The organism is Bradyrhizobium sp. UFLA05-89 (assembly GCF_059803475.1).
Map to the genome: position 1 here is coordinate 62,427 of NZ_JBANBA010000018.1, position 19,414 is coordinate 81,840.

The following is a 19,414-nucleotide window of genomic DNA, read 5'->3' on the forward strand; positions in this document are numbered from 1 at the left end:
GTTAGGCGATCGACAGAATCTCGACCTCCTGATTGCCTGCACCTACGACGTCTCCGACCGCCTTCCCGATCAGCGATTTCGCGACCGGAGCTACGAAGGAGATCGACCCAGCCTTCGGATCGGCTTCATCTTCACCTACGATGCGATAGGTCTGCACGCGACCGTCGGCCCGGCTGAACGTCACCGTGCTGCCAAAGGCGACCTTCTCGGTCGACGCCGGATTGGGGATCAGCTGGGCCGTGCGCAGCCTTTCGGCGAGATAGCGAACGTCACGCAACGGGACGGCCGACTGCCGGCGCTTCTCGTTGACATCCTCGATGCGCTGCGCGGCCTCGTAGGCCTCGCGCGCTTGCCGAAGCTGCAGTTCCAAGGCCTGCAATCCTGATTGGGTTACCAGGTTGGGATGCGGCGAAATCGGGCGATCCGGCAACAACGTCTCGGACGCGGTTTCGGCACTCTCTTCTTTGGTAAAGGCGACGCTCACTCCAGGACCTCGTCGATTGTTGAGAGGCAGCGCAACGTGGTCACATCGCGCCGCCCGCGACCACGCGCTACTTCTTATCGAACGGAATGTATTGCTGATACTGCTTCGGCACCGAGCTGCGATAGCGCGAGGGAACCGTGCCGCTGTCGATCGAATGGTCGATCTCCTGCTGCCGTGTCATCTGCTTCTTCTTGGCCGGCTTCTTCTCGGTGGTCTTCTTCGAATCCGTTGATGGGGTCGTGGCGGTCGCGGGCGTCGTTGTCGCCGGCGCGGTGATCTGGGTGGTCGCGGCCGGCTCTGTCGTGGTTGCAGCAGGCGCAGGGGTCGTGGCTTGAGGCGGCGGCGTGGTTGCCGCAGGCGGCGTGGTGGTGCCGTCGGTGCCCTGGGCCAGCGCCATCGGCGTCTGCAACATGAGCGCGAATGCGGCACTCGCGGCGAGCAAATATGACCTTTGCATCAGAACCTCCAAAGTTCCTGATCAGAACGACGAAAGCTAATCCCGCGCGATGGACCTGTGCAAGTCATCGAGCACGGGCCATAAGGCGGGCGCCGCATGTGGTCGAGGTTGACCGAGCCCGCGGCCCAATCGATTCAACTAAGACCAATCGACTTTAGTGCGGCACACCGAGCCCGGTCTCTTTCAACCGTTCCGTGAACCAGACGGTCTGCGTCCGGTCGAGCACGCCGCCGGCATAGATTTCCGCGGTCGTTACGTTCGCCCTGGCAAGCACGAGGAGAACGCCGATCTGGTAGGCGAACCAGATATGGGGATCGGTGAGCGCCTTCAGCTTCTGCTGGTCGTGCTCGATCGCGGTGTGATTGCTCGCATTGCGAATTTCGATGGCGAGCAGGTTGTTCGGGATCTCGCGTTGATGCACGACGACATCGGGATAGATCGATTTTCCCAAATGGTCGTCGGTCGAGATGATCGTGCCGCGCGGCAGGTGCAGCGTGCGCTCGCCGAGGCGGTCGTAGTTGCAATCGACCGCCCATCCGGAGAACTGCTTCTCCAGATAAACGGCGAAGCGGTGGGTGACCGCGCGCTCGCCGACATCCTTCTCGAATAGGAAGTCTTCGTGGGCGTAGAGATCGCGGATCGCCGCGATCACCTTGTTCAGCTCGGTCTTCATCGTGCCGCCCGCCCCTAAGCTCTCATCTCGCCGCGTTACAAGCCCTTCATGGTGAGGAGCGCCGAACGCCTGTTCCCGACGATGCTTCGCATTGCCGAGCGAACCATGAAGGTCCGGATCTCATCCGCGGCCATCCTTCGAGACGCCCGCTTATCGCGGGCTCCCCAGGATGAGGGGAGAGTACCGATGGTACAGCAGAAGCAATCGGAGCTACCTCACATCACGACTTCGATCAGTCGCGGCCCGGGCTCGGCGACGGCTTCCGCAAGCGCCTTGTTGAGTTCGTCGGCGTTGGTCACGGCACGGCCCGGCACGCCCATGCCCTTCGCCAGCGCCACGAAATCGAGGGTCGGGCGATCGAGCCTGAGCATGTCGGTCGCGCGCTGGCCTGGCTCGCCGGCGCCGACGCCGTCGAACTCGCCGCGCAGGATCTGGTAGATGCGGTTAGCGAACACGATGGTGACGATGTTGAGCCCTTCACGGGCCTGCGTCCACAGCGACTGAATCGTGTACATCGCGCTGCCGTCGCCGACCATGCACATGACCTTGCGATCAGGACACGCAATCGCAGCACCGATCGAAAGCGGCGTCGAGAAGCCGATCGAGCCGCCCATGTTCTGGATCCAGTCATGCGGTGCCGCCGCCGCGGTCGGCGGGAAGAAGCCGCGCCCCGTGGTCAGGGATTCATCGATCAGGATCGCATTCTCGGGGATCGCATAGGCGATCGCCTGGGCGATGGTGGTGAAATTGAGCGCACCGCTCGGCTTGACCAGTTCCTGGAGTTTTTGCGGCTTGACGTCGTGCGAGGAGGCATGCAGCGCGCCGGCCAGGGCTTCCAGCGCCGCGACCGAGTTCTCGCCCCACTCGGTCATGCGATGGACCTCGCAGCCCTCGGGCTTGAGCAGGCTCGGCTTGTTCGGGTAGGCAAAGAAGGCGACGGGATCGTTGGCCTCGACCAGGATGATGTGACGGAAATCCTTCAGCAGGGGCAGCGCCTGGTCGATCACATAGGGAATGCGGTCGATCGAGAAGCGGCCGCGGCCGCGCGCCATGCGCGGGCGGAAGGTCGGGCCCATCACCTGACACCCGGTCTTTCCGGCAATGCGCTGCGCCAGCGCCAGCCCCTGCTCGCTCAGCGCGCTGCCGACCATCAGCAGAAGCGTGCGGCTGCCGTCATTGCGGAGGATTTTCGCAGCAAGCTCGACGGCCTGCGGCGAATAGGACGGGCGCTGCTTCTCCGCCGGCACCTCGGCGATCCCATCGGCCTCGTTCCAGGCGGTGTCGGCGGGCAGGATCAGCGTCGCGATCTGCCCCGGTGCGCTCTTGGCGGCGGCGATTGCCGCAGCGCCATCGGCAGCGACCGACTTGGCATCCGGCGAGGTCCGCACCCAGGACGACATCGGCCGCGCCAGGCCCTCGATGTCGGAGGTGAGCGGCGCGTTGTAGCCGATATGGTAGCCGGCGTGCTGGCCGACGATGTTGACGATGCCGGAATGGGCCTTCTTGGCGTTGTGCAAGTTCGCAAGACCGTTGGCGAGGCCGGGGCCGAGATGCAGCAGCGTCGAGGCGGGCGTGCCCTTCATGCGGTAGTAGCCGTCGGCCGCACCCGTCACCACGCCCTCGAACAGGCCGAGCACGCAGCGCATGCCGGGAACACGATCGAGCGCCGCGACAAAGTGCATCTCGGACGTTCCGGGATTGGTAAAGCAGATGTCGACCCCGCCCTTGACCAGCGTCCGTACCAGACTTTCCGCACCGTTCATCGTTTCAGCTCCCGCGGCTTTCTTGCTTTGGATCCGTATCGATCAACCATTGTTCGCCGTTTTCGTCAAAGCAATAGCAGACATTGCTGCCCTGCCGGGCGCGACGACGGGGCTTCTTGGCTAATACGGCTTTGCGATCCTGCGAAGTTTCCGCATTTGGCAATCGTTAAGGATTGCACGTGCTCACGCTGCCGTGGCTTGCGAAACGCCGGCAAATATGGCCTGTGGTCGTCCATTGAATCGATTTTTACTGGGGGAACGAATGAACCGGTTTTTTGCCGCACCGATCGCCGCCATTGCGGTCCTGACCATCGGCGCCAGCGGCGCCTCTGCAGCGGGGATGTTCGACTTCACCGGCACCGCCTCCACCGGCTATCTCGGCGGCGGGGCGAGCCCGATCCCGCGCAGCACCGTCATGTATCCCACCAACTACGCCCCCGGCACGATCGTGATAAACACCGGCGAGCGGCGGCTCTACCTCGTGTTGTCGAACGGCCAGGCACTGCGCTACGGCATCGGCGTCGGCCGCGACGGCTTCCGCTGGGGCGGCGTGCATCGCATCTCCGCCAAGAAGGAGTGGCCGGACTGGACGCCGCCGGCACAGATGATCGCCCGCCGGCCGGACCTGCCGCGCCACATGCGTGGCGGTATCGAGAACCCGCTCGGCGCGCGTGCGATGTATCTGGGCTCGACGCTCTACCGCATCCACGGCTCCAACGAGCCGGAGACGATCGGACAGGCAGTCTCCTCCGGCTGCTTCCGCATGACCAATGACGACGTGACCGACCTCTATGGCCGCGTCTCGGTCGGTACCACCGTGGTGGTGCTAAACAACTAGGGTCACTTCAAGGGTGGGCAAAGGTGCGAAGCGCCGTGCCCACCACTTTCTGCAACCGCCATTACGGTTGCCAAAGCGGTGGGCACGCTTGCGCCTTCGCTCGACGAGCTACGGCGGACAAGTCGCTTTGCCCGCCCTCTGTGTGCCCGTCCTACGCAGTTGGAACCGGGAGCCGCGACCGCTGCGCTCTTGTGTGCGAGGTGCGAATGCGGCAGCGTTGCATGACGATGAACGCTTGTCGCCCCCCTTCAGCCTTCTGTCGCACCGCCCTTCTCGCGCTGGCGGTTTTGACCTGTGCCGGCGAGGTCTGCACCAATGCTACCGCCGGCGACCTGCCGGCGATCGCCTCGCGCCAGCGCAGCGAGAGGAAGAGCTTCACCGACGGCGAGATCGTCGACGGCTTCCTCAAGACCGCGTTCGGCGCCGAATATCACCTCGCTGGCCGCGTCGACCGCATCCGCAAATTCGACGCGCCGGTGCGCGTCTTCGCCGAGACTGACGGTCGCGCCGACCGCAAGGCGCAACTCGCCAAGGTCGTCGCCGATGTTGCGCGGCGCGTGCAGCATCTGGACATCGCCATGACCGACGATGCCGAAGCCGCCAATGTCCGCGTCAAATTGGTGCGCGACCGCGACCTCTATCGCACCATCTCGACGTTCTATGGTGCGGAGAAGGCGCGCGAGATCCGCTCCTCGCTCGATCCGCAATGCCTCTCCGGCTTCCGCAAGAACGAGAAGTTCGAGATCGAGCATTCCGACGTCATCCTGACGGTCGACAATGGCGACTTCGTCTTCCTCGACTGCGCCTATGAGGAGCTCTTGCAATCGCTCGGGCCGATCAACGACACCGCGAGCGTGCCCTGGACCATGTTCAACGACAATGTGTCGATGGGCTATTTCGACGTCTATGATCAGTACATCCTCAATCTGCTCTACGATCCACGCATCAAGGCAGGCATGACGGTGCTGGAGGTCCGCAGCGTTCTGCCCGAGGTGCTCGCCGACGTGCGGGCGTGGGTGAAGCAGGTCAATAATCTGGCGGAGTGAAGCGGCGTCGGCGCGCGATCCCCATCATCGGTCGGACCACGGTCTGATCGAGATGCAACGCCTCGATATTGACGAGAAAAGGATGTCGGATGAGTGAGAGCAGCTGGCAAGCGCACAACAAGCCGGCTTTGCGGGTGTCACACGCAGGGTTCTCGAACGCCTTGCATTGCCGGGTGATCAGCGGGAGCTCCTCGTGGTCGAGGTGACCTATCCGCCCGGCGGCGTCGCGCCGCTTCACCGGCATCCGGTCGGCGGCGTGGTCTTCATCGTCGAAGGCGTTGCCGAATCGGCCTATGGCGACGATGAGCCGCGACAATATCGAGCCGGCGAGACCTTGCAGGATCGCTCCGACAGTCCCCACACCCTGTTTCGCAATTGTGACCCGGAGCGCCCGCTCCGGTTTCTGACCATCTACGCTCTCGAACCCGGGCGCTCCTACACAACGGATCCCTGAGACCGTTGAAACCGCAGCTCACCAAGGCGCAGCGTCAGCCGCGCCATGCGGCCTTGATCGCAACGACATCGATCTTCTTTCATACCCGTTGTCGCTTCAAAAAGCGCTCTTGGTTTCGGCACCGCCGGCCGCCAGTGCCTCGGTCAGCATGCGCGGCGTGTTTAGCCAGGAGATGCCCGAGCTGAGCAGAACACAAGCCGCGCTCCTCGCGCGCTGTCCCTATTTTACCCGTGTCGCCCAAGCGTCACATGCGCGTCAGCCAATCCCGATACTCGGTGCCTCCTCCCGAAAAAACCCGCGCAGGTTGCGCAATGAGGATGGGGCGTTCACATGAAACTGAAGACCTTTCTCTTCTCGGTATCCGCGATGTCGCTCGCCGCATCGCTGGGCGTTGTGGCGCCGGCACGCGCCGGACAGGACAATGATCGCGATCACGATGGGAACCGTCATGGGCGCAAGTCGCCGCAGGTGGTGTTGATCTCGCTCGACGGCGCCAAGCCCGACTTCATCCAGAAATTCATCGAGGAGGGCGTGCTGCCGCGCGACGGCGGGCTGGCGCGGCTCAGCCGCCACGGCGCGGTGGCGATGCAGAACGTGACGGCCTCGCCGTCGCTCACCGCGGTGTCGCACATCGCGATCGCGACCGGCTCGACAGCCGTGCACAACGACATCCCGTCGAATACCTTCGAGGCGGTCGTCGCGCCGATCTCGTCGAGCCTGAGCGGCTTTGCGGCGCCGATCGGCGGCTATCAGGAGAGCCCGCTCGGGCCTTCGCCCCAGCCGACCGCATTGCCGCTGTGGGTGCAACTGCGCCAGCAGGGCAAGAAGGTCGCCACCGCGACGTGGCCGGGCGGCGACGGCGCCGACATCTCGATCAACAACACGGTGGTGCAGCCGGCGAGCCCCATCCGCGTCACCAACTACACCGTGCCGTTCGGGGCGTTCGGCGGCATCGGGGCCCAGGGCTTCTCGCTGTCCAAGGGCGATTTCGCGCCCGACCCGACCGTCGCCACCGCGCTTCAGGCGGCCGGCCAGTTCTCGTACAGCCCGGTGCTGGCGACGTCAGCGCCGATCGAGACTTTTTCGTGCGCTTCGGCGGCGACCGCGACCTGCACCAGCGCGGCGACGCTCGACGTCAAATATGCGATCCGGGCGGCCGCGATCGACACCAGCAATGACGGCAAGGTGAACTACGACACCCTGGTGTTCTTCGACGCAACGCGCGGCATCACGTCGGGACCGTTCCACGCACCGTCGACCGGACCGGCCTATGCCAAGCTCGGCGGCGAGAACGCGCCGTTCTTCTTCGAAGGCAGCGGAGCCAAGGTCGGCGCCGCCTACTTCGTCTCGCAGCTCGCGCCCGATCTCTCGATCGTGCGCTTCGCACGCTACGGCGCCAACTACATCCCGCGCAACACGCCGGTTCTGAACGACGTCGACGACATCAACAACAATATCGGCTTCTGGCGTCCGCAGGCCGACTTCCGCATTCCGGAGCGGCTGAGCCCTGGCTTTACCAACTTCCCCGACGTCGAGATCGAAGCGATGTTCGAGGACATGGTGAAGACCTTCGTTCGCTACCAGGCCGATATCGGCGAGCGTGCGATCCTGAACCATCCCGACGCCGATCTGGTGATGCTCTATATCGAGCAACCCGACGGCTCCGAGCATCAGTTCCTGCTCATCGACCCCCGCCAGGGCACCAACCCCAAGGACCCGAACTCGATCGGCGCCAACCAGGATCCGGCCAAGGTCGCGCGTTACGCCTCATATATTCGGTTCGCCTATCAGACGGCCGACAAGGCGGTGAAGAGAATCGCTGAGACGGCGGGCCGCGACAGCAACGTCATCGTGGTGTCGGACCACGGTTTCGCGCCGTTCCACACCTCGGTAAGCATGCTCAATATCCTGCGCAATGCCGGCATCGACACCAGCAAGGTGGGGATCCGCACCTCGGGCCCGGCGGCCAACATCTATGTCAACCTCCAGCAGCGCGAGTCGGGCGGCACCGTTGATCCCGCGACCTACAACGCGCTGGTCGCGCAGATCACCGATGCGGTGAAGAGCGCGGTCGATCCCAACCCGCGATTCAACTACTCGCTTGCGGACGGGCGGATCTTCACGGTGGTGGAGTCGCGGCCGCTGCAATGCGAGGCAGCGACCGGGCAGTGCACCAGCAAGACCATCGGCCAGGATTTCGGTGATGTGTTCGCGCTGATGGCCCCGGGCTACAACTTCGACGGCATCCAGAGCCCCGGCGTCGCGCGCCTCGGCGATGCGCCGTTCAATTCGGCCACGACCACGCTGTCGATGCCGAATTTCTACGGCGCCCATGGCCATGATCCCGAGCTGCCGGTGATGAGCGCAACCTTCATTGCCGCCGGCCCGCAGGTCCGCAGCGAGCCAATCCGGCGCATGCACAATGTCGACGTGGCGCCGACCATCATGCAGATCCTGGGCGTGAAGCCGCATCACGTCGACGGCGAGGTGCTGCGCGAAATCCTGCGCTGACAAGCCGGCGCCATCCTTCAGAACAATTCCTGTGGGCGCCGACCGGCGCCCATGGGAGCGTTGTGGAGCTCGGCAATCGTAAGGCTCTCTCCCGCTGGTGCTCTCGCGCCGGCCTTTGATTCAAATCAAGAGCGGTTCGCGCGATCGGATTCTATGTCCTGAGACCCACGAGTCACGGGAGGTCGACCATGCGGTTTTCGGTCCTGGCACTGGTTGCACTGGGCTTGACGCCGGTTTCGGCTCTCGCGGCCGACTGCCGGGTCACCGGCTCGCCATCCAGCTTCGGCGTCGACATGACGGCCTACTTCGCCGTCAGGTCGGGCGAAACGTGCAAATTCCCGATCAGGATACCGGGTATGATGAAGAGCTCGGGCATTTCGCAGAAGCCTGAGCGCGGAGCGCTGAGGCAGCTCAACGTCACGACCTTCACTTACACGGCGCCGCGTGGTTACAAGGGCAGCGACACGTTTGCCATCTACGGTTCGGGAGAGGGTCCGTACGGCTCAGGGAGATCGATCATTACCGTGAACGCAACGATCCAGTAGGCAGGCCATGCTATCCCAGGAGCCCACCGTAATTTGAAAGTCGTCACATCATGCGCATGCTTCATTTGCTGATCCTGGCGGGCGCGACGATGCAGGCGGCCGCACCAGCCGCGGCGCAACGTTACGATCCGCGCTACCCGGTGTGCCTGCAGTCATGGCATGTGCGCGGCCTCACCATCATCGACTGCAGCTATGTTTCGATAGAGCAGTGCCGCGCGACGGCCTCGGGACTTGCGGCCATGTGCCTGGAGAATCCGTATTGGCAGGGACTGCCGGTGAGTGGTTCGCGGCGGCAAGACCGTGGCCACTAACTAAAGCGCGATGAGGTTAGGATGAATCGTCATCGCGCTTTAGGTTGTTGTTTGAGCATGATCTTTTCGGAAAACCGCTCCACACTTTTCCGGATCATGCTGTAGGCCCCTATGACCGGCCCATACGAAGAGTAGCGCTACCGCGCTCCGCCCTCGCCGACGAGATGCTCGCGGAAAAACCGCACGACGCTGGGGTTGAACTCGCGGTGGAAGGCGGCCCTGTCGAAGTCCGCCGATGCGCGGGACGGCGGCTGCGAGCTCCGCCGAGCAGGGAGCGAGGAACGCGTAGTGGCCGGCGGGCACGACGTGGATTTCGGGCGAACCGGGAAGCTGGCTGGCGGTAAGCGCGGTGAACTTCGCGTCAACGCCGTTGCCGCCGAACTCCGAGCGCCAAATCTGCAGCGGAATCTGGATGCCGCTCAAAGCTGCACGGTTGAAAGCCCAATTCGATGCGGTGTCGGCGAGCAGGGCAGCCTTGATGCGCGGATCGTGGGGCGGACTCGGCGGCACATCGCCGCTGCGCGCGCGCTCGCAATTCTCGGTCCTGTCATCCTCCTTGCAGACGATGGTCAGCCTGCGGAAGTCCACGTTGCCTCCGACCAGCACGAGGCCGGTGAAGGCGCCGAGCGAAAAGCCGAAGAAGCCGACCCGTGCGGGATCGATGGCTACCTTGTCCTTCCAGTCGTGCAGCATGAAATCGACAAGATGGATCATATCGACCGGACGCGCCGCCCAGACGGAGATCTTGTCCCGCTGCGAGGAGTCGTTGGCGTTGTCGCCGGGATGATTGATGGCTGCGACGACGAAGCCGGCATCGGCCAGCGCCTCCGCCGTGTCATGATGTGCGCCGAACCACGCACCGCGCCCGTGGGAGAACACGACCAGCGGCAGCCCGGTCCCCGCGATCGGACAATCCTTCGCGCCCTTCAAGCCGAATTCGGCCGGCACCGAAAGTTTGCCGAGCGCCAAGACTTTGGGCTCGCTCGCGCAGGGGTACCAGATGCCGCCCTGCAGCGCCGGATCTGATTCGAGAAGCTGGATGCCTGCAGCGCTTGCAGGAGCGACGAGACCACACAGGATCAAGGCACAAGCGATCGACGTCTTGAGTCCCACGGAAGCCCCCTGTCATTTCCGCGGCGGAGCTGATCAGCGAACGGCGACGGAATTGTGTCGGGAGTGTCGCACACGCTATGCGATAGCTCCAACCGCGAGGCCGGGTACTAGCCCCAACGTCGTCCTGGCGAAGGCCAGGACCCATAGCCTCCAGCAGTAGGCGCGCTCACAAATCCGGATGTGGCAAAACTCACCCTTGCCCCGACGCACGCAACGGGTTGTAATTGCAGGGGCAAATACCGCAGCGCAGAATTCAAACAAGAACGCGCGCGGCTGCAAGGGAGAGCCGGTCATGCATGGGACCATCGAGAGCACAGTCACGCGCGAGAGCCTGCATGAGCGCGCCGCATCGCTGCCGCTGGAGCAGCTCGATCCCGGCCATCCCGAACTGTTCAGGACCGATGCGTTCTGGCCCTATTTCGATCGCCTGCGCCGCGAAGATCCCGTGCACTATTGCAGGGACTCGATGTTTGGCCCGTACTGGTCGGTGACGAGGTACAACGACATCATGGAGATCGAGACCAACCATTCGGTGTTCTCCTCGGCAGCTTCCCTCGGTGGCATCACCATCCGCGACATCGATCCCGATTTGCGCCGCGAGAGTTTCATTGCCATGGACCCGCCGCGTCATGCGGCCCAGCGCAAGACCGTGGCGCCGATGTTCACGCCGACGCATCTGGACGAGCTCGCGCTCAACATCCGCAAACGCTCGGCCGAATGCCTGGACAATCTCCCACGCGGAGAGGAATTCGACTGGGTCGACCGCGTCTCGATCGAGCTCACCACGCAGATGCTCGCGGTGCTGTTCGACTTCCCCTGGGAAGACCGCCGCAAGTTGACGCGCTGGTCGGATGTCGCGACCACCATTCCCGGCTCCGGCGGCCTCGTCGCCACCGAGGACCAGCGGCAGGCCGAGCTGTTGGAATGCGCGACCTACTTTTCGCGGCTGTGGAAGGAGCGCATCGCGCAGCCGCCCAGGAGCGACCTGCTCTCGATGCTGGCGCATGGCGCGGCGACGCGCGACATGGACGCGAGGAACTTTCTGGGCAACCTGATCCTGTTGATCGTCGGCGGCAACGACACCACCCGCAACACCATGTCCGGCTCGATCTACGCGCTCAGCCAGCATCCGGAGCAGTATCGGAAGCTGCGGGAGAATCCCGCGCTGCTCGACAGCTTCGTGCCCGAAGTCATCCGCTGGCAGACGCCGCTCGCCCATATGCGGCGCACCGCGCTCGCCGATTTCGAATTCCGCGGGAGAGAAATCAAGAAGGGTGACAAGGTCGTGATGTGGTACGTCTCGGGCAACCGCGACGAGGAGGCGATCGAAAAACCCTACGAATTCATCATTGACCGCGCCCGGCCGCGCACGCATCTCTCCTTCGGCTTCGGCATCCACCGCTGCGTGGGTCTCAGGCTTGCAGAGCTGCAATTGAAGATCATCTGGGAAGAGATTTTGAAGCGCTTCGATCATATCGACGTGGTCGGCGAACCCAAGCGGGTGTATTCGAGTTTCGTGAAGGGTTACGAGACGCTGCCGGTCAGGATTGCGGCGTGATTCGCGAGAACTGGAGCCACCAGCCATGAACGTCCAAACTCCGGTCAGGACCGACAGGGCCGAACGCATGCGCCGGGCGCGCGAGGAGGCCTATGCGACGCCATTGAAGGATTACCATCCGGGCGCGCCGCGGCTGTTCCAGGACGACACCTTATGGCCATGGTTCGAGCGGCTGCGCGAGCAAGAGCCGGTGCATTACTGCACCAACGCGCCGATCGAGCCGTACTGGTCGGTGGTCAAATACAACGACATCATGCATGTCGACACCAATCACGGCATCTTCTCCTCCGACTCGACGCTCGGCGGCATCTCGATCCGCGACGTGCCGACCGGTTATGACTGGCCAAGCTTCATCGCGATGGACCAGCCCACGCACTCGGCGCAGCGCAAGACGGTGTCGCCGATGTTCACGCCGACGCATCTGGACGAACTCGCCAAGCTGATCCGCCAGCGCTCGCAGTCCGTGCTGGACAATCTGCCGCGCAACGAGACCTTCAATTTCGTCGAGCGCGTCTCGATCGAGCTGACGACACAGATGTTGGCGACACTGTTCGACTTCCCCTGGGAGGAGCGGCGCAAGCTGACGCGCTGGTCGGACGTCTCCACCGCACTGCCCAAGAGCGGCATCGTCGCCTCCGCCGAAGAGCGGCGGAAGGAAATGGACGAGTGCTACGCCTACATGTCGAAGCTGTGGAACGAGCGCGTCAATTCCGCGCCGCGCAACGACCTGTTGTCGCTGATGGCGCATAACGACGCCACGCGCTACATGGACCCCGACAACCTCATGGGCAACATCATCCTGCTCATCGTTGGCGGCAACGATACCACCCGCAACACCATGACCGGCTCGGTGCTGGCGCTGAACGAGAACCCCGAGCAATACGACAAGCTCCGCGCCAATCCGGCGCTGATCGATTCAATGGTGCCGGAGGTGATCCGCTGGCAGACCCCGCTCGCGCACATGCGACGCACGGCGCTGCGGGATACCGAGATCGGCGGCAAGGAGATCAAGAAGGGCGACCGCGTCGTGATGTGGTACGTTTCCGGCAATCGCGACGAGGAGATGTTCGAGAAGCCGAACGACTTCATCATCGACCGGCCGCGGCCGCGCACACATCTGTCCTTCGGCTTCGGCATCCACCGCTGCGTCGGCATGCGGCTCGCGGAGCTTCAGCTCAGGATCGTCTGGGAGGAGATGCTGAAGCGTTTTGACCGTATCGAGGTGGTCGGCGAGCCCCGGCGGATCTATTCCAGCTTCATCAAGGGCTACGAGACGTTGCCGGTAAGGATTCCGGGGTAGCGTGCGCGGGGAATGGCAAGCCCTTACCTGAATCTTCGCTGTCATGCCCCGCGAAAGCGGGGATCCAGTAGGCCGCGGCTTCTCCGTATTCGTCACCGCCCCTGGAATACTGGATCGCACGCCTTCGCGGGCGATGACAGCGAAGGATGAGGCGACAAGCGAGTCGCCCCTAACGCGCGGCAGGCGCGCCGCTGCACCAGCTATAAAATTTCGGCATGACAGGTCGCGCCAGATGCGAAGGCAAGACGGCGCGCGGCTGTTCTAGGAAATGAGCGCATCTAACTCAATTTGATGTCCCAGACGCCGTCCTTGCGGCAGGCGGCCACTTCCTCGCGCAGGAGCGCGGTGACGGCAACGGTCGCCGTCGACACCGGCCGATCGATCGGAGAGGCAACAATGAGCTCGCGCGTCATTGGCTTGGAGACGGCGGCTGTTTCCAGCCGACCGTCGGCGACCTCACCGTATACCGACGAGGGCGGCAACAGGGCGAAGCCGAGGCCCTCCTCGACGAGGCTCGTGAGCACGCGGAACGAATCCGCTTCGAGCTGGACGTTGAGCTTGATCTTGCGCTGGGCCGCCGCATGCTCGATCAGCGCGCGGAGCCCGTGCGAATGACTGGGCAGCACCAGCCGCTGCCTGAGCAGCCAGCCGATCTCGACGCTCTTCTTGCGGGCGAGCCCGCAGCCGCGCGGGCCCACCGCGACGATGTTGTCGCGACCGAGGCTCTGCACGGTGAGGTGCAGATCGGCGGAACGACCGTAGAGGATCGCAAGATCCATCTCGCCGCGATGCAGCCATTCGACGAGATGGCCGCTATAGCTCTCGACGATGCGCAGTGTGACGCCCGGATAGGTTTCGACGCAGCGGCGGGCGAAGCGCGCCGACAAGACGCAGCTCACGGTGGGAACCAGGCCGAGCACCACATGACCGGATGGCGGACCCTGGGCCGACTGGATGTCGTCGCGGATCTGGTCGATCTGGCGGACGATGCCGGAGGTGCGAGCGAGCAGCAGACGGCCGGCTTCCGTCAGCACCATGCCGCGGCCGTTGCGTGTGAACAGCTCCGTGCGCAGCTCGTGCTCCAGCAGCTTGATCTGGCGGCTCAGCGCCGGCTGGGCGACCCGCAGCGTATCGGACGCCTTGGAGAGGCTGCCAAGTTCGGCCACGCAACTGAAGGTCCTGAGCTGACGGAAATCCATGCTTGCCAAGCTTTGAACGCTACTCCATACGCTATAGCAAATGAGCATAGGGGGTTGGCGTCGTTTTCACAACGCCGGACGCTTGGCTGGCGTTATCTTCTGCAACGCGATCGACTGGAAACGCCATGAGCCAACAAAAACACGACGACCACCACACCGAAGACTATGCCGACATCCGCGACGCGGTGGCGAAACTCTGCGCACAGTTTCCCGGCGAATACTGGCGCAAGCTCGATCGCGAGATGACTTATCCAAAGGCTTTTGTCGATGCGCTCACAGAGGCCGGCTATCTCTCGGTGCTGATCCCCGAGGAATATGGCGGCGCCGGGCTTAAGTTGTCGGCGGCGGCAGCGATCCTCGAAGAGATCCAGCGCGCCGGCTGCAACGGCGGCGGCTGCCACGCCCAGATGTACACCATGGGCACGGTGCTCCGGCATGGCAGCGACGCGCAGAAGGCAAAATATCTGCCGAAGGTCGCGACCGGCGAATTGCGCCTGCAAGCCTTTGGGGTCACCGAGCCGACCAGCGGCACCGACACGTCTTCACTCAAGACCTTTGCACGTCGCGAGGGCGATCATTACGTCGTCAACGGCCAGAAAATCTGGACCAGCCGCGCCGAGCATTCCGACCTGATGATCTTGCTGGCGCGCACCACGCCGAAGGAGAAAGCCAAGAAGCGCACAGACGGCCTCTCGGTCTTCATCGTCGACATGCGCGAGGCCAGGGGCAAGGGCCTGGAGATCCGCCCGATCCGCACCATGATGAACCACGCCACCACCGAAGTGTTCTTTACGGACATGAAGGTGCCGGCGGAAAACCTGATCGGCGAGGAAGGCAAGGGCTTTCGCTATATCCTTTCCGGCATGAATGCCGAGCGCATCCTGATCGCGGCGGAATGCGTCGGCGATGCGAAGTGGTTCATCGCAAAGGCCTCGAACTACGCCAAGGAGCGCACCGTGTTTGGACGGCCGATCGGCCAGAACCAGGGCATCCAGTTTCCGATTGCAAAAGCCTACGCTTCTATGCGCGCGGCGGAGCTGATGGTGAAGGAAGCGACCCGCAAATACGAGGCCGGGCTCGACTGCGGCGCGGAGGCCAACATGGCAAAAATGCTGGCGGCGGATGCGTCCTGGGAAGCGGCGAACGCCTGCATCCAGACCCATGGCGGCTTCGGCTTCGCCGAGGAGTACGACGTCGAGCGAAAATTCCGCGAGACGCGGCTCTACCAGGTCGCGCCGATCTCGACCAACCTGGTGTTGTCCTTCATCGCCGAGCACGTGCTCGGCATGCCCCGCTCGTACTGAGGTCGCGCCATGGGAGCACTTGACGGGATCAGGGTGATTGCGGTCGAGCAGGCGGTCGCCGCGCCCTTCTGCTCATCGCGCCTGGCGGACGCCGGCGCCGAAGTGATCAAGATCGAGCGTCCCGAAGGCGATTTCGCGCGTGGCTATGACGCGGCAGCCAAGGGCCAGAGCAGCTATTTCGTCTGGCTCAACCGCGGCAAGCAATCGGCGGTGGTTGATCTGTCGACCAAGGAAGGCCGCGCCGAGCTTGAAACGCTGATCGCGAGCGCGGACGTGCTTATTCAAAACCTCAAGCCCGGCTCGATGGACAAGCTCGGCTTTTCGCGCGAGCGATTGCTGCGCGACTATCCGAAGCTGATCTCCTGCACAATCACCGGCTACGGCGACGCGGGACCCTATGCGCATCGCAAGGCCTATGATCTCCTGATCCAGGCCGAAAGCGGGCTTGCTTCGATCACCGGCAATCCCGACGGCGCCTCGCGTGTCGGCATCTCGATCGTCGATGTCGCGACCGGCGCGACCGCGCATGCCGCGATCCTGGAAGCGCTGATCGCGCGGGGACGCACGGGCGTGGGCGCCGACATCCGCATCTCCATGTTCGACGTGATGGCGGACTGGCTGACCGTGCCGCTACTCAATTCGGAAGCCGGCAATCCGCCCAAGCGAATGGGCCTGCGCCATCCCTCGATCGCGCCCTATGGCGTGTTCACCTCCAAGGACGGCAAGGACATCCTGATTTCGATCCAGAGCGAGCGCGAATGGAAGACGCTGTGCGCGGAGGTGCTGGACCAGCCCGCGCTGCCGAGCGATCCGCGCGTCGCCAATATGGTCGAGCGCGTGCGCCACCGCGACTTCACCGACAAGACCGTGGCCGATAGCTTTGGCAGGATGACACGCGATGAGCTGCTCAAGCGGCTGTCGGATGCCGACATCGCCTTTGCAGAGGTCAACACCATGGCTGATCTCACCACCCATCCGCATCTGCGTCGCATCGAGGTGGATACGCCGAACGGCCGCGTCAGCTATCCCGCGCCAGCGCCGATCATCGTCGGCGAGACGCGCAGCTACGGCGCCGTGCCCGGCATCGGCGAGCGGCCCGGCCAGAAGAAGAAGTAGCGAGAGAGATGACATGACCGAGAAGCTCGACATCGATCATTTGCGGCAATGGATCGGCCGTACCCAGGAGGCGACCGACACCGTCACCGCGCAACTCGTCAAGGGCCTGCGCGCGACGCTGTTCCAGGAGATTGGCGAGCCCAAAAAGGGCGACGCGGCGCCGTTCACCGTGCATTGGTGCCTGGCGCAGCCGGTATCCCCGATGTCGATGCTCGGCCCCGACGGTCACCCCACCCGTGGCGGGTTCCTGCCGCCGGTGCCGCTGCCGCGACGGATGTGGGCTGGTGGCGAGATCGAATTCATCGATGCGCTTCGCGTTGGCGATGAATCGACTCGGATCTCGCGCATTGCCGACGTCGTGGTGAAGACCGGCTCGACCGGAACGCTGTGTTTCGTCGCGGTCGAGCACACCATCACCTCGCCGCGCGGCGTCGCCATTCGCGAGCGGCAGGACATCGTCTACCGCGAGACGACGAGCGGCCAACCCGCAACCGCAAAGGGCCCGCCTCCGCCGCCGAAGGCGCAGCATCGCGAGACACATGTCTCCGATGCCGTGCTGCTGTTCCGCTACTCTGCGTTGACCTTCAACGGCCATCGCATCCACTATGATCGCGACTACGTCACCAAGGTCGAGGGTTATCCGGGCCTGATCTTCCATGGGCCGCTCCAGGCGGCGCTGATTACCGAGATGGCGGCGAAGCTCCGCGGCGGCAAGGCGCCGAAGAAATTCAGCTACCGCGGCGTGCAGCCGCTGTTCGACGGCACGGAATTTTCGGTGAACGCAAATGAGACCGACGCCGGTCTGGAGCTGTGGACGGCGAACGCCGAGGGTCAGCCGACGATGAAGGGGACGGCGGCGTGGTGATACGCTTCTGCTGCATCTCCATTGCGGGCGCAGCAGCGATGTAGGAACCTAAACCCTCACCCCGAGGAGCGCGCCCTTCGCGCGCGTCTCGAGGGCGAGGCCGAGAGCCGGGCCTTCATCCTTCGAGACGCGCGTTCCGCGCTCCTCAGGATGAGGGACTAAGAAGGGACGGAAACAATGTCAAAGAACGGAAAAACCGGCAGCACATCCGTCTCCGTCAAGCAGGCGACGCTCGATCTCTTCCGTGGCTTCGGCATCAAGAAAGTGTTCGGCAATCCCGGCTCGACCGAGCTGCCGTTCCTGAGCGACTGGCCCGACGACATCGACTATGTGCTGGCGCTTCAGGAAGCTTCCGCCGTCGGCATGGCCGATGGTTATGCCCAGGCCACGCGCAACGCCGGCTTCGTCAATCTGCATTCCGCCGCCGGCGTCGGCAATGCGCTCGGCAACATCTACACCGCGCATCGCAACCAGACGCCGCTCGTCATCACCGCGGGCCAGCAGGCGCGCTCGATCCTGCCGTTGCAGGCGTTCCTGTACGCCGAGCGAGCGTCCGAATTCCCTCGGCCTTACGTGAAATACAGCGTCGAACCGGCGCGCGCGGAAGATGTGCCCGCCGCGATCGCGCGCGCCTATCACACCGCGATGCAGCCTCCTTGCGGTCCGACCTTCGTCTCGATCCCGATCGACGACTGGACCCACGCGACGACGCCGGTCGAGGCGCGCAAGGTCAGTCGCGAGCTCGGGCCCGAGCCTGAGGCGATGAAGGCCCTGGTCGCGGCGCTCAATGCGAGCAAGCATCCTGCCCTCGTCGTCGGCCCCGGCGTCGACCGCGCCGGCGCTGTTGACCTCGTGGTGCGCGTCGCCGAGAAGGCGAAGGCGACCGTCTGGGTCAGCCCGTTCTCGGCGCGCTGCTCCTTCCCGGAGCGCCATCCACAATTCGCGGGCTTCCTGCATGCCTCGCCCGGCCAGCTCTCGGATGCGCTGCGCACGCACGATCTCGTCGTCGTGATCGGCGCGCCCGTGTTCACCTTCCATGTCGAAGGGCACGCCTCGATCTTCGACGGGGGCACGACCATTTTCCAGATCACCGAGGATCCGGATGCCGCCGCGGTGACGCCGGTCGGCACCAGCATCGTCGCGACCATGAAGCCGGCGCTGAACGCGCTGCTCGACATGCTGCCGGAGAGCAAACGCGCGACGCCAAAGGGCCGCACGCTGCCGCCGGCCCCACAAGCCGCCGATCCGCTTCCGGTCGAGTTCCTGCTGCATTCGCTGTCCGAGGCGATGCCGGAGGGCACTTCGCTCGTGGAGGAAGTGCCCTCGCACCGGCCGGCGATGCAGAAGTTCATGCCGATGCGTGGCCAGGACAGTTTTTACACGATGTCGAGCGGCGGCCTCGGCTACTCACTGCCCGCCTCCGTCGGCATGGCTTTGGGCAAACCGAACAGCCGCACGGTGTGCCTGATCGGCGACGGCTCGGCGATGTATTCGATCCAGGCGCTATGGACCGCCGCGCAGCGCAAGTTGCCGCTCACCGTCGTCGTCATCAACAATTCCGGCTACGGCGCGATGCGCTCCTTCAGCCAGGTCATGCAGGTGCGCAACGTACCGGGGCTGGAATTGCCCGGCATCGATTTCGTCAAGCTCGCCGAAGGGATGGGCTGCGACGCGGTGCGGGTGACGAAGTCGGCCGAGCTCGGTGAAGCGCTGAAGCGGGGGATGAGCGCCGAGGGCGCGAGCCTCGTCGAGGTCGTCGTGGATTCCGCGGTGCCGCTGCTGTATGCGCAGAAGAATTAGCCAGGGACGGAGTCTCGCCCTGCACACTCCGCCGTCATCGCCCGGCTTGACCGGGCGATCCAGTACTCCGAGACAGT

General features: G+C 64.1%; 18 protein-coding genes. 12 read left to right on the forward strand and 6 right to left on the reverse strand.

Features of this window, described 5'->3' with window-relative positions:
* Position 1: 1 nt before the first annotated feature.
* The 4 genes from greA to SO139_RS12500 all read right to left on the reverse strand — a co-directional run bounded on the left by greA (position 2) and on the right by SO139_RS12500 (position 3,377).
* Positions 2 to 484 (reverse strand): transcription elongation factor GreA, encoded by a 483-nt coding sequence (greA, locus tag SO139_RS12485; protein WP_449380954.1) that lies wholly within the window; start codon positions 482 to 484, stop codon positions 2 to 4.
* A 67-nt stretch (positions 485 to 551) separates the two neighbouring features.
* On the reverse strand, positions 552 to 941 hold the full coding sequence (locus SO139_RS12490) for a hypothetical protein (RefSeq protein ID WP_449380953.1): 390 nt from the start codon (positions 939 to 941) through the stop codon (positions 552 to 554).
* A 154-nt stretch (positions 942 to 1,095) separates the two neighbouring features.
* Positions 1,096 to 1,614, reverse strand: a complete 519-nt coding sequence (locus tag SO139_RS12495; RefSeq protein WP_449380952.1) for a hypothetical protein — start codon at positions 1,612 to 1,614, stop codon at positions 1,096 to 1,098.
* A gap of 215 nt (positions 1,615 to 1,829) precedes the next feature.
* The gene (locus SO139_RS12500) at positions 1,830 to 3,377 is read right to left on the reverse strand and encodes an acetolactate synthase large subunit (RefSeq protein ID WP_449380951.1); all 1,548 of its coding nucleotides are present in this window, start codon (positions 3,375 to 3,377) and stop codon (positions 1,830 to 1,832) included.
* Between the two features lie 262 nt (positions 3,378 to 3,639).
* Between SO139_RS12500 and SO139_RS12505 the strand changes: the two genes are divergently transcribed.
* From SO139_RS12505 to SO139_RS12530, 6 genes are all read left to right on the forward strand, one after another.
* A complete protein-coding gene (locus SO139_RS12505; RefSeq protein WP_449380950.1) occupies positions 3,640 to 4,215 on the forward strand; it encodes a L,D-transpeptidase in 576 nt (191 codons plus the stop codon).
* Positions 4,216 to 4,442: 227 nt separating this feature from the next.
* On the forward strand, positions 4,443 to 5,261 hold the full coding sequence (locus SO139_RS12510) for a DUF2927 domain-containing protein (protein WP_449380991.1): 819 nt from the start codon (positions 4,443 to 4,445) through the stop codon (positions 5,259 to 5,261).
* Positions 5,262 to 5,454: 193 nt separating this feature from the next.
* Positions 5,455 to 5,715 carry a cupin domain-containing protein gene (locus SO139_RS12515; RefSeq protein WP_449380949.1) on the forward strand — a complete coding sequence of 87 codons (261 nt, stop codon included), beginning with the start codon at positions 5,455 to 5,457 and terminating at the stop codon, positions 5,713 to 5,715.
* A 330-nt stretch (positions 5,716 to 6,045) separates the two neighbouring features.
* Positions 6,046 to 8,226, forward strand: a complete 2,181-nt coding sequence (locus tag SO139_RS12520) for an alkaline phosphatase family protein (RefSeq protein WP_498540136.1) — start codon at positions 6,046 to 6,048, stop codon at positions 8,224 to 8,226.
* Between the two features lie 188 nt (positions 8,227 to 8,414).
* Positions 8,415 to 8,771 carry a hypothetical protein gene (locus tag SO139_RS12525; RefSeq protein ID WP_474801883.1) on the forward strand — a complete coding sequence of 119 codons (357 nt, stop codon included), beginning with the start codon at positions 8,415 to 8,417 and terminating at the stop codon, positions 8,769 to 8,771.
* Between the two features lie 50 nt (positions 8,772 to 8,821).
* Positions 8,822 to 9,082 carry a DUF3551 domain-containing protein gene (locus SO139_RS12530; RefSeq protein WP_498540137.1) on the forward strand — a complete coding sequence of 87 codons (261 nt, stop codon included), beginning with the start codon at positions 8,822 to 8,824 and terminating at the stop codon, positions 9,080 to 9,082.
* A 39-nt stretch (positions 9,083 to 9,121) separates the two neighbouring features.
* On the opposite strand, the gene SO139_RS12535 is transcribed toward SO139_RS12530, so the two are convergent.
* Complete coding sequence (locus SO139_RS12535) at positions 9,122 to 10,195, reverse strand: alpha/beta hydrolase family protein (protein WP_498540138.1); 1,074 nt, start codon at positions 10,193 to 10,195, stop codon at positions 9,122 to 9,124.
* A 292-nt stretch (positions 10,196 to 10,487) separates the two neighbouring features.
* Between SO139_RS12535 and SO139_RS12540 the strand changes: the two genes are divergently transcribed.
* Positions 10,488 to 11,753: a cytochrome P450 gene (locus SO139_RS12540; protein ID WP_474802563.1), complete on the forward strand. Its 1,266-nt coding sequence runs from the start codon at positions 10,488 to 10,490 to the stop codon at positions 11,751 to 11,753.
* 25 nt (positions 11,754 to 11,778) lie between these two features.
* Positions 11,779 to 13,053, forward strand: coding sequence for a cytochrome P450 (locus SO139_RS12545; RefSeq protein WP_449380943.1), 1,275 nt, complete (start codon positions 11,779 to 11,781; stop codon positions 13,051 to 13,053).
* 278 nt (positions 13,054 to 13,331) lie between these two features.
* Here SO139_RS12545 and SO139_RS12550 read toward each other — a convergent pair whose 3' ends face one another.
* The gene (locus SO139_RS12550) at positions 13,332 to 14,252 is read right to left on the reverse strand and encodes a LysR substrate-binding domain-containing protein (protein ID WP_449380942.1); all 921 of its coding nucleotides are present in this window, start codon (positions 14,250 to 14,252) and stop codon (positions 13,332 to 13,334) included.
* A 125-nt stretch (positions 14,253 to 14,377) separates the two neighbouring features.
* Between SO139_RS12550 and SO139_RS12555 the strand changes: the two genes are divergently transcribed.
* The 4 genes from SO139_RS12555 (at position 14,378) to mdlC (ending at position 19,337) form a co-directional block, all read left to right on the forward strand.
* The gene (locus tag SO139_RS12555; protein ID WP_449380941.1) at positions 14,378 to 15,556 is read left to right on the forward strand and encodes an acyl-CoA dehydrogenase family protein; all 1,179 of its coding nucleotides are present in this window, start codon (positions 14,378 to 14,380) and stop codon (positions 15,554 to 15,556) included.
* Between the two features lie 9 nt (positions 15,557 to 15,565).
* Entirely contained in the window at positions 15,566 to 16,672 is a 1,107-nt protein-coding gene (locus tag SO139_RS12560) for a CaiB/BaiF CoA transferase family protein (RefSeq protein ID WP_449380940.1), read from the forward strand.
* A 13-nt stretch (positions 16,673 to 16,685) separates the two neighbouring features.
* Positions 16,686 to 17,537 (forward strand): HTD2 family dehydratase, encoded by an 852-nt coding sequence (locus tag SO139_RS12565; protein WP_449380939.1) that lies wholly within the window; start codon positions 16,686 to 16,688, stop codon positions 17,535 to 17,537.
* 177 nt (positions 17,538 to 17,714) lie between these two features.
* Positions 17,715 to 19,337, forward strand: a complete 1,623-nt coding sequence (mdlC, locus tag SO139_RS12570; RefSeq protein ID WP_449380938.1) for a benzoylformate decarboxylase — start codon at positions 17,715 to 17,717, stop codon at positions 19,335 to 19,337.
* Positions 19,338 to 19,414: the final 77 nt, after the last annotated feature.

What these genes read in the sequence shown, in the direction of transcription:
- SO139_RS12490 (WP_449380953.1), bottom strand. Translation starts at nt 941, where the DNA reads ATGCAAAGGTCATATTTGCTCGCCGCGAGTGCCGCATTCGCGCTCATG.
- SO139_RS12495 (WP_449380952.1), bottom strand. Translation starts at nt 1,614, where the DNA reads ATGAAGACCGAGCTGAACAAGGTGATCGCGGCGATCCGCGATCTCTAC.
- SO139_RS12500 (WP_449380951.1), bottom strand. Translation starts at nt 3,377, where the DNA reads ATGAACGGTGCGGAAAGTCTGGTACGGACGCTGGTCAAGGGCGGGGTC.
- SO139_RS12505 (WP_449380950.1), top strand. Translation starts at nt 3,640, where the DNA reads ATGAACCGGTTTTTTGCCGCACCGATCGCCGCCATTGCGGTCCTGACC.
- SO139_RS12510 (WP_449380991.1), top strand. Translation starts at nt 4,443, where the DNA reads ATGAACGCTTGTCGCCCCCCTTCAGCCTTCTGTCGCACCGCCCTTCTC.
- SO139_RS12520 (WP_498540136.1), top strand. Translation starts at nt 6,046, where the DNA reads ATGAAACTGAAGACCTTTCTCTTCTCGGTATCCGCGATGTCGCTCGCC.
- SO139_RS12525 (WP_474801883.1), top strand. Translation starts at nt 8,415, where the DNA reads ATGCGGTTTTCGGTCCTGGCACTGGTTGCACTGGGCTTGACGCCGGTT.
- SO139_RS12530 (WP_498540137.1), top strand. Translation starts at nt 8,822, where the DNA reads ATGCGCATGCTTCATTTGCTGATCCTGGCGGGCGCGACGATGCAGGCG.
- SO139_RS12540 (WP_474802563.1), top strand. Translation starts at nt 10,488, where the DNA reads ATGCATGGGACCATCGAGAGCACAGTCACGCGCGAGAGCCTGCATGAG.
- SO139_RS12545 (WP_449380943.1), top strand. Translation starts at nt 11,779, where the DNA reads ATGAACGTCCAAACTCCGGTCAGGACCGACAGGGCCGAACGCATGCGC.
- SO139_RS12550 (WP_449380942.1), bottom strand. Translation starts at nt 14,252, where the DNA reads ATGGATTTCCGTCAGCTCAGGACCTTCAGTTGCGTGGCCGAACTTGGC.
- SO139_RS12555 (WP_449380941.1), top strand. Translation starts at nt 14,378, where the DNA reads ATGAGCCAACAAAAACACGACGACCACCACACCGAAGACTATGCCGAC.
- SO139_RS12560 (WP_449380940.1), top strand. Translation starts at nt 15,566, where the DNA reads ATGGGAGCACTTGACGGGATCAGGGTGATTGCGGTCGAGCAGGCGGTC.
- SO139_RS12565 (WP_449380939.1), top strand. Translation starts at nt 16,686, where the DNA reads ATGACCGAGAAGCTCGACATCGATCATTTGCGGCAATGGATCGGCCGT.
- mdlC (WP_449380938.1), top strand. Translation starts at nt 17,715, where the DNA reads ATGTCAAAGAACGGAAAAACCGGCAGCACATCCGTCTCCGTCAAGCAG.